Source organism: Clostridium prolinivorans, from assembly GCF_004011155.1.
GTDB classification, from domain to species: Bacteria; Bacillota; Clostridia; order Clostridiales; family Clostridiaceae; genus Clostridium_AT; species Clostridium_AT prolinivorans.
The window spans coordinates 39,982-53,781 of sequence record NZ_RJWG01000004.1; the positions used below are offsets into that span (position 1 = coordinate 39,982).

Annotated in this window: 9 protein-coding genes and 1 riboswitch; of the genes, 2 read left to right on the top strand and 7 right to left on the bottom strand. The window is 27.2% G+C overall.

Annotated elements, in window-relative coordinates; translation table 11 throughout:
- Window positions 1-260: 260 nt before the first annotated feature.
- Together lysA and EGD97_RS05425 are read right to left on the bottom strand one after the other, a co-directional pair.
- Window positions 261-1,556 carry a diaminopimelate decarboxylase gene (gene lysA, locus EGD97_RS05420; RefSeq protein WP_127836691.1) on the bottom strand — a complete coding sequence of 432 codons (1,296 nt, stop codon included), beginning with the start codon at window positions 1,554-1,556 and terminating at the stop codon, window positions 261-263.
- Between the two features lie 232 nt (window positions 1,557-1,788).
- A riboswitch (Lysine riboswitch) is annotated at window positions 1,789-1,959 on the bottom strand.
- Window positions 1,960-2,025: 66 nt separating this feature from the next.
- Complete coding sequence (locus tag EGD97_RS05425) at window positions 2,026-3,327, bottom strand: M18 family aminopeptidase (protein ID WP_127836692.1); 1,302 nt, start codon at window positions 3,325-3,327, stop codon at window positions 2,026-2,028.
- 338 nt (window positions 3,328-3,665) lie between these two features.
- Between EGD97_RS05425 and EGD97_RS05430 the strand changes: the two genes are divergently transcribed.
- On the top strand, window positions 3,666-4,850 hold the full coding sequence (locus EGD97_RS05430; protein ID WP_078681206.1) for a cation diffusion facilitator family transporter: 1,185 nt from the start codon (window positions 3,666-3,668) through the stop codon (window positions 4,848-4,850).
- Window positions 4,851-4,967: 117 nt separating this feature from the next.
- On the opposite strand, the gene xylB is transcribed toward EGD97_RS05430, so the two are convergent.
- The 4 genes from xylB to EGD97_RS05450 all read right to left on the bottom strand — a co-directional run bounded on the left by xylB (window position 4,968) and on the right by EGD97_RS05450 (window position 10,452).
- Window positions 4,968-6,467, bottom strand: a complete 1,500-nt coding sequence (xylB, locus tag EGD97_RS05435; protein WP_127836693.1) for a xylulokinase — start codon at window positions 6,465-6,467, stop codon at window positions 4,968-4,970.
- Between the two features lie 33 nt (window positions 6,468-6,500).
- Window positions 6,501-7,652, bottom strand: coding sequence for an ROK family transcriptional regulator (locus tag EGD97_RS05440; RefSeq protein ID WP_127836694.1), 1,152 nt, complete (start codon window positions 7,650-7,652; stop codon window positions 6,501-6,503).
- A 62-nt stretch (window positions 7,653-7,714) separates the two neighbouring features.
- On the bottom strand, window positions 7,715-9,034 hold the full coding sequence (gene xylA, locus EGD97_RS05445; protein ID WP_127836695.1) for a xylose isomerase: 1,320 nt from the start codon (window positions 9,032-9,034) through the stop codon (window positions 7,715-7,717).
- Window positions 9,035-9,273: 239 nt separating this feature from the next.
- A complete protein-coding gene (locus EGD97_RS05450) occupies window positions 9,274-10,452 on the bottom strand; it encodes an iron-containing alcohol dehydrogenase (RefSeq protein ID WP_127836696.1) in 1,179 nt (392 codons plus the stop codon).
- 267 nt (window positions 10,453-10,719) lie between these two features.
- Here EGD97_RS05450 and EGD97_RS05455 point away from each other — a divergent pair, with 267 nt between their 5' ends.
- Window positions 10,720-11,820, top strand: a complete 1,101-nt coding sequence (locus EGD97_RS05455; RefSeq protein ID WP_127836697.1) for a PRK06851 family protein — start codon at window positions 10,720-10,722, stop codon at window positions 11,818-11,820.
- A 171-nt stretch (window positions 11,821-11,991) separates the two neighbouring features.
- Here the strand turns inward: EGD97_RS05455 and EGD97_RS05460 are convergent, their stop codons facing one another.
- The gene (locus EGD97_RS05460) at window positions 11,992-13,776 is read right to left on the bottom strand and encodes a methyl-accepting chemotaxis protein (RefSeq protein WP_127836698.1); all 1,785 of its coding nucleotides are present in this window, start codon (window positions 13,774-13,776) and stop codon (window positions 11,992-11,994) included.
- Window positions 13,777-13,800 lie beyond the last annotated feature (24 nt).

Here is a 13,800-nt window from a genome sequence, read left to right on the forward strand (position 1 = left end):
ATCAAATAGCTAAAAATTTATCCGTAACATATATTACAGATTTTATATTTTTATATAAATATTTTTAAAATTAATATTAACAATATGATTAATCTGCAATAAGCTGTAAATTAATTTCCACCATGCAATTTATAATGTTTCTAAATTTGCATTATTTTATATATAGTAGTCAGCATTTAATAAAAAGGCCTTTTGTAAGATAATCACAATATAGTAAAATAATAATTTTACATAAAAAAAGACAAGGTATTTCCTTGCCTTTATAATAATTCATTATTTATTATATCTTCATAGCTTTGTCTTTTGCAGACTAATTTAGATTTCCCATCTTTTACAAATACTACTGCTGCTTTTGGTATTTTATTATAGTTACTTGACATAGAATATCCATAAGCACCTGTAGATAAAACTGCAAGAATATCTCCACTTTTTACTTTTGGTATATTAACATCATTTAATAATATGTCTCCAGATTCACAGCATTTGCCTGAAATTGTTACCTTTTCTTTTAAATCATCTTCAACTCTATTTGCTATAATACATTCATATTCTGCTTTGTAAAGAGCTGGTCTTATATTATCAGTCATACCTCCGTCTACTGAAACATATTTTCTTATTTGAGGGATTTCCTTTATAGAACCTACTGTATACAAAGTAGTTCCTGCCTTACCTATTATAGATCTTCCTGGTTCTATAGTTAAAATAGGAATATTAATATTTAAATTTTCAGCCATTTCATCTACTTTATTTATTATTGCTGAGCAAAAATCTTCTATGCTTTTTGGATTATCACCGCTTCTGTAATGAATTCCAAAACCTCCACCTAAATCTAATTCTTTAAGTTCATAGCCTAACTCTTTTTTTATGTTTGATATTAAAGACATCATTATTTCTGCTGCATCTTCATAAGGCTTTATATCAAAAATTTGAGAACCTATATGACAATGAAGGCCTACAAGTTCTATATTAGGAAGCTCAATTGATTTCTTTACTGCATTTAAAGTATTATCATTTAAAATAGTAAACCCAAACTTTGAATCTATTTGTCCTGTTTTTATATACTCGTGAGTATGAGCTTCAATTCCTGGAGTAACTCTAAGAAGTATTTTTTGTACTTTATTATATTTAGCTGCAATTTCATTTATTTTTTCTATTTCATAAAAATTATCTACAACAAATCTGCCTACTCCATTTTTTATTCCCATATCAATTTCTTCTAATGTTTTATTATTACCATGGAAATAAACCTTAGAAAGTGGAAAACCTGCTTTAATTGCAGTATAAAGCTCTCCTCCAGATACTACATCAAGGCAAAGTCCTTCCTCATTTATAAGCTGACACATAGCCAATATTAAAAAAGCCTTACCTGCGTAAGCAACTCTATTACCTCTTTCCTTAACTTTAAAAGATTTAAAATATCTTTGACATTTTCTTCTTACAAAAGCTTCATCTATAACATAAAGCGGTGTACCATATTTTTTCGCAAGTTCAACTGTACTTATTCCGCCTATATAAAGCTCATTATTTTTTATTTCACTAGTTCCAAAAAGTTCCATAAATATTACCTCTCCTATATTTAAATTTTTATATAAGTATGATTAACCCACAATAAGCTGTAAATTAATTTTTACTATTTATAATGTTTTTAAATTTCTATTACATCCATATATAATAGGTAAATCTTTAATAAAAAGATTTTTATAATATAATCATTTATAATTAAATATATTATAAATGCAGCAAAGGGACACCTTTGCTGCATAAAAGTATTTATACGCAACCTTTTGTGTACCTTGTAGCTCTCCATCATTTTCATGATGACAGCATTGTATATATTTTATACAATGCCAGGGAAAACTCTTGCAGATATTTTCCCTTCGGCTGTAGCTCCTTTCCCTATGCTTCTTTGCCCGCCAGCTCAGCATAGATACTATTAGTTACAGCACCTCTACCCTAGGTAAAGCTATAAACTTTATTAAATTAAAGTAAGTTTAACACAATATAATAAATATTTCAATAATTTTTTTATAATTTATAAAATTCTTCAAAAGATTTAGATACATAAGTGTGATCTAAAACTCCTCCTAATTCTCTTATAGAATGCATAGCAAGTATAGGTGTTCCCATATCCACACAACGAAGGTTTATATGTGTCGAAGATATTGGACCTATAGTTGATCCTCCCCGAGCATCAGAACGATTTACAAATTTTTGAACAGGAATTTCTGCCTTTTTACAAATTTGCTCATAAACTGCTAATGAATCAGCATCAGTAGTATAACTTTGATTGGCAGCTAACTTTATAACTGGTCCTTTATTTATAATTGGTTTATTTATAGGATCAGCTTTTTCTCCTGCATTGGGATGAACAGCGTGGGCTAAATCAGAAGATATCATAAAACTTCTTGCAATTGTTCTAAAAAAGTCCTCTCTGTCTCCTCCTAAATTTAAAACTATTCTCTCTAAAATATTGGCAAGAATTTCTGAATTTGCTCCCTGCTTTGTTGAGCTTCCTACTTCTTCGTTATCAAAACAAGCAAGCACATTAAAATTTTGACTCTCTTTAGTATTTACAAATGCATAAAGAGCAGCATGAACCATAGCTAAATCGTCTAATCTTGAACTTGATATAAATTCATCATTTGGTCCTATAATTTTTCCTTTTTCATATTCATATAAGAAAATATCAAAATCTAAAATATCTTCTACATTTATTTTAAGCTCAGATGCTATAATATTTAATAAATAATTTTCTTTTTCAAGCTCATTATTTATAACTGAAACAAGAGGAAGTGTGTCCTTTTGAGTATTAATTTCCATACCCTTATTAACATCTTTATTCATATGTATTGCAAGATTAGGAATTATTAAAATTGGTTTATTTATATTAACAAGCTTTGTCTTTGGATAAAATATATTTTCTCCCTTTACTATAACTCTTCCAGCAATAGATAAAGGTCTATCAAACCAAGTATTTAATATAGGTCCTCCATAAACTTCTGTGTTAAGCTTTATATATGCATTTTCTGAAATAATCTCTGGATTAGGTTTTATTCTAAAGCTTGGAGAGTCTGTATGTGCTCCTATAATTCTAAAGCCTTTTTTAGTAATACTTCCACTTCCAAGTATAAAGGCAAATAAAGCAGAATCATTTTTAGTTACAAAATATTTTCCATTCTTCTCAAACTTCCATCTTTCTTCTTCTTTAAGTTCTTTAAAACCATTATCTAAAAGAACTTTTTTTACACTTTCTACAGCATGAAAAGCAGTTGGACTTTCATAAATAAAGTCTATTAAATTTTGTGCAAATTTTATTTCATTTGTCATATATTTTTCCTCCTGATATAGTGAATATAAAATAACTTAATTTATACTTTAGCACATTTATAGATTAAATTGTTTTAATATTATTAATTACACATTAAAATACATTAAAGCATTTAATATTATAAAAACTTTTTATAATATTATTTTACTAATCTATATTTAGTTTTAATTATTAATATCTAAAAGTTATTCAATTACATATAATACATATAAATAATAAAATACATTTAAAGTATATCAAAATTCCATAATATTTTTCCAGTATTTTGTTTAATAATATTGAAATATTTGTATTATATGATATATTAAAAATATTATAATTTTTAGGAGTGTTAAAAATGCTGTCTCAATTTTTAGTATCAAAATACATTAAAGATTATAAAAATACAAAAGATGAAAAAGTTAGAACTGCCTATGCTTATTTAGGTGGAATAATAGGCATTATAGTTAATGTTATTTTATTTACTATAAAGCTTTCAGTAGGTATTATTTCTAAAAGTATAGCTGTAACTGCTGATGCTTTTAATAACCTTTCTGATGCTGCATCTTCAGTTATAACTATAGTTGGTTTTAAACTTGCAAATAAACCTGCTGATCAAGAGCATCCTTTTGGCCATGGAAGAATTGAATATTTATCTGCACTTATAGTTTCTTTTATGGTAATGCTTGTTGGTTTTCAATTTATTAAATCTTCCTTTGATAGAATAATTAATCCTAGTTATGTAAAATTTGAGTTAATTCCTTTTATACTTATACTAATATCTATATTAGGTAAAATATGGTTAAGTAAATTTAATAAATTTATAGGTAAAGCTATTAATTCTGGAGCTCTTGAAGCATCTTCTTTGGATGCTCTTGGAGATGTTTTTACTTCTAGCTGTGTAGCTTTTTCTCTTTTAATATCCAAATGGACTACTTTACCTATTGATGGCTATATAGGAATTTTAGTTGCTTTATTTATACTATATTCAGGTTTTTCACTTACTAAAAATACTTTAAATCCTTTACTTGGAGAAGCACCAGATCCAGAACTTGTTGAAAATATAAAAAAAGGAGTTTTAAGTTATAATCACATAAGTGGTGTTCATGATTTAGTTATACACAACTATGGTCCAGGACGCTGTATGGCTTCTATTCATGCAGAAGTACCTTGTAATATTTCTATAGTTGAAATACACGAAATAATAGATAAAGCTGAAAAGGAGCTCTCTAAAAAACTTAACATATTTTTAGTTATACACATGGATCCTATAAATACAAATAGTGAAGAAATAAATAAAGCTAAAGAAGAATTAGAAAATATAATTAAAAAAATTCCTATGGTTAAATCTCTTCATGATTTTAGAGTAGTTGGAGATGGTGATTATAAAAATTTAATTTTTGATGTTGTTGTACAGCATACAAAAGGTTTTAAAGATGAAGATGAAGAAAATATTAAAAATAAAATAAATTCAGAACTAAAAAAAATTCATCCAAAATATAATGCATTAATAACTATTGATAAAGAATTTACTGTATTATAAATACGCACTAAATAAAGCCTCTATAATATATTATAGAGGCTTTATTTATATTATTGAAGTTTTAACCAATCATCAAGATAAAAAAATTTTATTTGAATTATAGAGGCTTTATTTATATTATTGAACCTTACTTATTTCTTTAAAAGATTCTTTTAATGATGGATATAGTTTTTTATATATATCATAATATTTATTATATTTTTCAACATTTTCTAAAATTGGATCTATTGAGTCTGTAACTTTAATAAGTTTTTCACAGGCTTCATCTACTGTAGAGTACAATCCACAGCCAACTGCTGCTAATATAGCTGCCCCATAAGCTGGACCTTCTTTAGAACTTATAAGTTGAACCTTTACACCAAATATATCAGCTAAAATTTGTCTCCATAAAGGACTTTTTGCTCCTCCTCCACTTACTCTAACAGCTTCAATTGGAACATTTAAGCTTTTTAATATTTCAAGAGAATCTCTAAGTCCAAAACAAACTCCCTCTAAAACTGCTCTTGTCATATCTCCTCTAGTGTTTGTCATATTAAGTCCAAAGAAAACTCCCTTAGCATCAGGATCGCTATATGGAGTTCTTTCTCCCATTAAATACGGAAGGAAAATAACTCCATTACTTCCAACTGGTGATTTTTCAGCTTCATTTAAAAGGTTATCAAAAGAATCACTTTCTAATTTTTTATTTATGTTTTCTATCCACCATTTCAAGCAAGAAGCTGCTGAAAGCATAACTCCCATTTGATGCCATTTCCCATTTGAATGGCAAAAAGAATGTAATCTATTTTCATCATCTACTTCGTAATTATCACTGCTTGCAAATACTACTCCAGAAGTCCCAAGAGTAATTAATAAATTCCCGCTTTTTACAACTCCAGTTCCTACTGCACCTGCTGCATTATCCCCAGCTCCAGCAACTACTATAGTATCCTCTGTAAGCCCAGTATATTCTGCTACTTCCTTAGTAATATTACCTGTAGGTTCCCAAGATTCGTAAACTTTAGGAAGAACTTCTTCTTTTATTCCAAGTATGTCAAGCATTTCTTTTGACCATTTTCTTTCTTTTACATCAAGCATAAGCATTCCTGATGCATCTGATGCATCTGTTGCAAATTGTCCTGTTAATTTATATCTTATATAATCTTTAGGTAATAGTATATGTGCTATCTTATTAAATATCTCTTTTTCATGTTTTTTTACCCACAAAAGCTTTGGTGCAGTAAAACCTGTTAAAGCTTTATTACCCGTATAAAGAGATATATTTTTTTGACCAATTTCATAATTTAAATAATCACATTCTTCTTGTGTTCTTTGATCACACCAAAGAATAGCTGGTCTTAATACATTCCCATATTTGTCCAAAAGTACAAGTCCATGCATTTGTCCGCTGAAACCTATTCCTTTAATACTATCCCCATCTGTATTTGAATTTTTAATAACCTCTCTTATTCCATCTTTTGTAGCATTCCACCAGTCTTCTGGCCTTTGTTCAGCCCAGCCTACCTTTTTATAAATTACATCATAATCTTTTGAAACTGATGCTGTTACTTGACCTTGTTCATTCATAATAACTATTTTAACCGATGAAGTTCCTAAATCTATTCCTAAAAAATTCATAATTAACCTCCACCTAATATAATTTAATTTATATTAAAAACCAAATTTATCCAAAATAGGTATAAGTGCTGCTCCTAATATATTTGAATCATCTCCTAAAGAAGAAAATAATATATTTACATCTCCTTCTTTATAAAATTCATTGCTATTAAAAACTTTATTTGAAATTTTTTTACTAAAGATATCTGAATACTTGCTAATTTCTCCTCCGATTACTATATAATCTGGATTAAATATAAAAATAAGATTTTGTATTCCCTCTGCTAAATTATCTATATATTCTTCTATTACATAAATAGCATTTTCTTCTCCAAGATTATATCTTTTAATTATTTCATTTATACTTTTTACAGTTTCACTTGATTTTTTATTATAGTCTTTTATTAAAGCACGATTAGATGCATAAGTTTCCCAACATCCTTTTCTTCCACAGTTGCATTGCCTTCCATTTTTAATAATACACATATGTCCAATTTCGCCAGCTCTTTTATCTTTACCTTTATACATACCATTATCTATAAATATACCTCCGCCAACTCCTTCGGTAATAGATACGTATATAAGATTTTTAAGATCTTTTGCTATACCAAGCTTAGATTCTGCAATAGCTCCTGCATTTGCTTCATTTTCTAAAAATATTGGAATATTAAAATAGGAATTAAGCTCTTTAAATGATATATTTTTAAGTCTAAAATTAGTTGCAACTTCAAGCGTAAGTTCATCTTCATTTATAATACCAGGCAAAGAAATTCCTATACCTAAAAGCTTATCTTTTATATCTTCTTTAAAATTCATTAAGTGTTCTATTAACATTTTAATAATGTCTAAAATTTCATTTTCTGTAAGTACAGTTAACTCTTTTTTTGTTTCCTCAATTATTTTGCTATCTAAATTAGTAAGAACAGCTCTTATATAGTCTTTTTCTAAATTTATACCAATACTATATCTTGAATTAGGTAAAAATCTTATTATAACAGGTTTTCTTCCGCCTGTAGATGTTGCAACTCCAGCTTCTTCTACAATGCCTTCTTCTATAAGTTCTCCTACAATAGTTGTTACAGTTGGAACACTTATATCTAATTTCCTTGAAATATCAAGTTTTGTAAGTTCTCTTTCTTTTGATAAGAGATTTATTATTCTTTTTTTATTGTTTGTTTTAATATCACTATGATCTAAAGCTATCATCTCATCACCACTTATAAATATAATGTAGAGACACTTTTGCCTCTACATTATATTATACTATTTTATTCATTTAATATATATTGATTTAATTTAGATTCTAAAAATTCTTGTCTTCCAGATTTATTCTTAATAACAGGATTACTTAATGCATATTTTTCTAATGACTCAAAATCAGCTTTTCCTTCAATAATATCTTTACCAATTCCTTCACTAAAGCTTTTATATCTTTCTTTAACTGTATTTTCAAATTCACCTTCTGATAACATTTTATAGGCAATTTTTAAACCTTTAGCTAAAGTATCCATACCTGCGATATATCCAAAGAATAAATCTTCTACTTCAAATGAAGCTCTTCTAACTTTAGCGTCAAAGTTTAATCCACCTGGAGCTATACCACCATTTTTCAAAACTTCATACATAAGTAAAGTTGCATCATAAATATTAGTTGGGAACTGGTCTGTATCCCATCCTAAATTTGGATCTCCTTGATTTATATCTAAGCTTCCAAGCATTCCATTTATTCTTGCTAAAGCTACTTCATGCTGGAAAGTATGCCCTGCTAATGTAGCATGGTTAGCTTCTATATTTACTTTAAAATATTTATCTAAATCATATTTTTGTAAGAAAGACATTACAGTAGCTACATCAAAATCATATTGATGTTTTGTTGGTTCCTTTGGTTTTGGTTCTATTAAGAACTGTCCAGTAAATCCTATCTTTTTAGCATAATCTACAGCCATATGGAAAAATCTAGCCAAATTATCTTGTTCAAGTTTTAAATCAGTATTTAATAAAGTTTCGTAACCTTCTCTTCCTCCCCAGAATACATAGTTTTCTCCACCAAGTTCTTTAGTTACTTCTAAAGCTTTTTTAACTTGAGCTGCTGCATAAGCATAAACATCAGCATTACAAGTTGTAGCAGCACCATGTACAAATCTTGGATTAGTAAACATGTTTGCAGTTCCCCATAGAAGTTTTTTATTATTTTTTGCCATTAATTCTTTGCAATATGCAACTATTTCATCTAAATTTGCATTAGTTTCAGCTAAATCTTTTCCTTCTGGAGCAATATCTCTATCATGAAAAGCAAAATAATCTATGCCTAGTTTATTCATAAATTCAAAAGCAGCTTCCATTCTCATTTTAGCTACTTTCATTGGGTCAGTTTCTCCATCCCAAGGTTTTTCGTAAGTTCCTACTCCAAATGGATCTGATCCATTTGCAGTTAAAGTATGCCAATAAGACATTGTAAACCTTAAATGCTCTCTCATAGTCTTTCCACCCACAACTTCTTCTGGGTTGTAATATTTAAAAGCAAAAGGATTTTTAGAATCTTTCCCTTCGTATTTTATTGTAGGTACATTTTTAAAATATTCGTTCATGTTTAAACCCTCCATATCGTAATTTGAAATTGTTTTCATTCTTTATGTTTTTATATTACTATATTTTAATTATTTTTTCAATAGTTTTTAAAAATATTTTTAAAAGTATTTTTAAAAATATTTTTAAAAAATTAAAATAGCCGCAAATATTAATGTTTTTCCTTTGTTTAAATCTTTAGTAATTTTAAGGAAAACATTTCATTTGTGGCTACTTTAAATAATATAATGCTGAAATAAAATTATTTATATGCTTTGGTCATAATTTCTATAGTTTCTTCTAATGATAATTTATATGGATCTATTTCAAATAATCCTCCCATAGTACTACGTGCATTTTCAGCTAAATTAGCAATTTCATCTTTTGAAATATCATAATCAGACATTTTAATATTTTCTACTTTGCAGTCTTTTTGAAGCTTAACTAATGCTTTTACAAATGCCATTGGACGGTCTTCTTCTTTAATAGCATCTACATCAACACCCATAGCTTTTGCCATATTAATAAATCTTTCAGGAACTTTAGATGCAAAAAATGTATAATATGATTCAGATAACATAATAAGCCCTGCGCCATGAGGAAGATTAGGATGATTTGCACTAAGAGCATGTTCCATAGAATGCTCAGATGTACAGCTTGATATTGACTCTACCAAACCAGATAAAGTATTAGCTAAAGCTACTTGAGTACGTGCTTCAATATTATTACCGTCTCTTACACATATAGGAAGATATTTTGCTATTAATTCTATACTTTTAAGAGCAAAAGCATCACTAATTGGATTAGCTATTTTTGCAATATATCCTTCTGTGGAATGAAAAAGAGCATCAAACCCTTGATAAGCTGTAAGATGACTTGGAACTGTAAGCATAAGTTCTGGATCTACTACTGATAATGTTGGGAAAGTACTTGGTATACCAAAACCTATTTTCTCATTTGTATCTTCTTTTGTTATAACGGTCCAAGGATCTGCCTCAGTACCTGTTCCAGCTGTTGTTGTTATTGCAACAATAGGAAGTACCTCATTTTTTACAGGAAGTCCTTTCCCTGAACCTCCACTTACATAATCCCAATAATCTCCTGGATTTTTTACCATAACAGCTATACTCTTTGCTGAATCAATACTACTGCCTCCTCCAAGTCCTATTACAAAATCGCAATTTTCTTTTTTAGCAATTTCTGCACCTTCCATAACATGACTTTTGATAGGATTAGGTAATATTTTATCAAAAATAACATATTCAATTCCTTTTTTATTTAATATTTGTACTAAACGATCAAGATATCCATTTTTCTTCATAGAATTTCCTGAAGAAATAACTATTAAAGCTTTTCTTCCAGGGAGTGTTTCTTTTTCAAGTTCATTTAATTTTCCAGGACCAAATAGTATTTTTGTTGGTATATAATAATTAAAATTCATAAAAATTGCCTCCTTTAGTATTTAACTTTTATTTATCAGAAAAATCATTCCTATTTTTTATTAAACGAATACAATCAAGGAAAAACTTTCCACAGTTTTATTATACTTATTGTTTTTTATTTATTCAATATTTTTATATAATTTTTTAAATAAGTTTTAAAATTAATTTAAAAAATACATTATTTATTAATATTGAAAATTTTTCCATGCACACTTTTTTCATATATTCATATAATATAATGATTTGATTTTTAGGAGTGTGATTTTATGAAAGGTAAAACTGTTGATTATTTTGCAGGAGGCAACACTTCCCAGGGTTTTTATTCTTTTTACAGGTATATACTAAGCCAAGAAGAAGCTAGAAGAATTATATGTATAAAAGGTGGTCCAGGTACAGGTAAATCTTCACTTATGAAAAAACTTGCAGCTTATTTTAATGAAAAAGGATATGATATAGAATTACATCATTGTTCTTCAGACAATAATTCTTTAGATGGAGTTGTTGTTAAAGGCTTAAATGTAGCAATATTAGATGGAACTTCTCCTCATGTAGTAGATCCAATAAACCCTGGTGCAGTAGATGAAATACTTAATATGGGACAATATTGGAACGAAGAAGGTTTTAAAAAATATAGAAATAATATTATAGAAATAAATAAAGAAATTGGGAAAAAATTTAAAAGAGCTTATAGATTTATAGCTGCTGCAAAATCAGTTCATGATGATTGGACTGCATTTAATAATGAGGCTTTAAATATTGTTAAACTTAATAAACTTACAGATGAACTTAAAGATAAAATTTTTACAGATTCAAAAGATGGATATGGTTTTGATAGACATTTATTTATAACAGCATTTACTCCTAATGGTATAGTAACTTACATTGATACTATATTAGAATATTACAAGAATATTTATGTTTTAAATGGAGGCCCTGGAACTGGGAAAACCAAAGTACTTGATTTTATTTCTAAAGAAGCATTAAAAAGAGGTTATGATGTTCAATTTTTACACGATCCTCTTATTCCTGAAAGAATTGAACATATATTTATTCCTGATCTTAGTACAGCAGTTGTAACATCAAACGAAATAAATAACAAAAAGCTCGAAGGACATCAAATATATATGGATAATTACTTAAATTCAACAGTATTAATTAATAACAAAAATGAAATAAAAGAAGTTTCAGATACATTTTATGAACTTCTTAATAAAGGTCTAAAAATAATATCTTCTGCAAAAGTTCTTCATGATGAGATGGAAAAATACTATATTCCTAATATGGATTTTGATAAACTTAATAAACTTACAGATGAAATGATAAATAAATTTTTATCTTACGAAAAAGACTATTTAAATCAAAAATAAATATCTTTTACCTATTTATTTTAATGATTTTTATTATTTTTTAAATATTATATAATAAAAAAAGGAGAACAATAAATAAATTGCTCTCCTTTTATTATAAGCAAAATTCTAATCATTGAATTTAAAGGCTTTCAAATACTGTAACACCATTTTGCAATAGTCTATTATAAATTAGTCTAGTTTAAATTCATTAATAAGTTTATTTAATGTATCAGACATTTCAGCTTGATTTATAGCTGTTTTAGATATTTCATTTAAAGCTTTTGCAGTTTCTGAAATGCTTGAAGATATAAGCTCTGAATTTTTCAAATCTTCTTCAGTAGTAGATGAAACATTTTGCATAGCATTTCCTATTTGTTCTATTGATAAAGCAATTTCAGAAGCTGATTTTGCAATTTCATTAGATACATTACTTATAAGTTCAGCATCTTTAGCATATTGATTACTTGAATTTACAAATAACTTATAATCTGTCATTATATCCTCTGTTATATATTTTAATATATCATTTGAAGCATTAGCCAAATTATCAAATGCACTTTGAACTCTTTCAACTATACTTTGAATTTGAATAACAGTTTTAGAGGATTGATCTGCAAGCTTTCTAACCTCATCAGCTACTACTGCAAATCCTTTCCCTTGTTCTCCTGCACGAGCTGCTTCTATAGCTGCATTTAATGATAATAAATTAGTTTGTTTTGCAATCTGTCCTATGGTATCTGCCATCATCTTAACTTCACTAACTATTTTACCTTCATTAATAGCATCTATTATTTTTTGTTGATTTACTTTATATAAGTTATCTGCAACATTTAAAGATTCATTTGTCTTTTCTTTAATATCTATTGCTCTTTTTTCAATATCTTTAGATATTTTGTTTCCAAGCTGTGATTTTTCAGATAATTTATTTATAATTTCTTTAGATTCTAAAGTTGATGCAGTTACTTCTTCTGTTAAAGCATTTAGTTCCTCAGAACCTTTTACTATTGTTTGAGTATTTATATTTATTTCATCCATTTTAGAAGTTATTTCCTCAATTGTTGCTGATAATTCTTCGCTTGAAGCCCCCATCTCTTGAGAAGTAGTAATAACATTTTCTATAATATCTTTAATACTTTTCTTAGTTTCTAATAAGGCTTCTAAAATTTTTGAAAATTCATCTTTACCATTAATTTCAATGTCTTTGCTTAAATCCTTTTCTTTTAATACATTAGCAAAATTTAAAGTCTTTTTAAGCTGTGAATTAATGTTATTTGAAATAACAATTAATATAACAATTAATAATATTATTGATCCAAATAGTACTATAAAAGATACTCTTATTACATTATTATAAATTTCATTATTATATTTATTAGCTTCATCCGCCTGCTTTTGATTGTAATTTATTATACTTTCTAATGTTAAGTCTACCTGATTTGCATAATTTTTTAATATTGATACTTTTACAGCATTACTATCACTATTTTTACAGTTTTCAATAAATTCTTTTTTACTTTCTTTATATGGTCTAAAACTTTCAATAAGTAAATTTAATAATTTCTTATTTGACTCATCTTCTGAAAGAATTTGAATCTCTTTTATAAGTTCATCTAACTTTTCTTCGCTTTTCTTTAATTTATCTATATTCATATCACTTGCATATATAACTAAATTATCCATTACACTTAAATCTAAAAAAATACTTTCTCTTATGCTGTGTAATATATCAATACTTTTTAAATTCTTTTCATACATTTTTTTTGACTGCATATTTATTTTATTAATATTTGATATACCTATAGAATTTATTATAATGCTGCAGATTATAGATATTGCAAAAGCTGTATAAAGCTTTGACTTTAAAGTCATAGAATTTATGCCTTTAAATTTAAATTTTTTAAAATTTAAATGAGTTTTAGATTTTGTTTTAGTTTTAGCTTTATTGTTTTTTTGCTTAAAAATCTTTATGCTCACTGTTCCTTCCCCCTAAATAGTAAA

Excerpts from the sequence above, each read along its gene's own strand:
- lysA (WP_127836691.1), bottom strand. The coding sequence starts at position 1,556 with ATGGAACTTTTTGGAACTAGTGAAATAAAAAATAATGAGCTTTATATA.
- EGD97_RS05425 (WP_127836692.1), bottom strand. The coding sequence starts at position 3,327 with ATGACAAATGAAATAAAATTTGCACAAAATTTAATAGACTTTATTTAT.
- EGD97_RS05430 (WP_078681206.1), top strand. The coding sequence starts at position 3,666 with ATGCTGTCTCAATTTTTAGTATCAAAATACATTAAAGATTATAAAAAT.
- xylB (WP_127836693.1), bottom strand. The coding sequence starts at position 6,467 with ATGAATTTTTTAGGAATAGATTTAGGAACTTCATCGGTTAAAATAGTT.
- EGD97_RS05440 (WP_127836694.1), bottom strand. The coding sequence starts at position 7,652 with ATGATAGCTTTAGATCATAGTGATATTAAAACAAACAATAAAAAAAGA.
- xylA (WP_127836695.1), bottom strand. The coding sequence starts at position 9,034 with ATGAACGAATATTTTAAAAATGTACCTACAATAAAATACGAAGGGAAA.
- EGD97_RS05450 (WP_127836696.1), bottom strand. The coding sequence starts at position 10,452 with ATGAATTTTAATTATTATATACCAACAAAAATACTATTTGGTCCTGGA.
- EGD97_RS05455 (WP_127836697.1), top strand. The coding sequence starts at position 10,720 with ATGAAAGGTAAAACTGTTGATTATTTTGCAGGAGGCAACACTTCCCAG.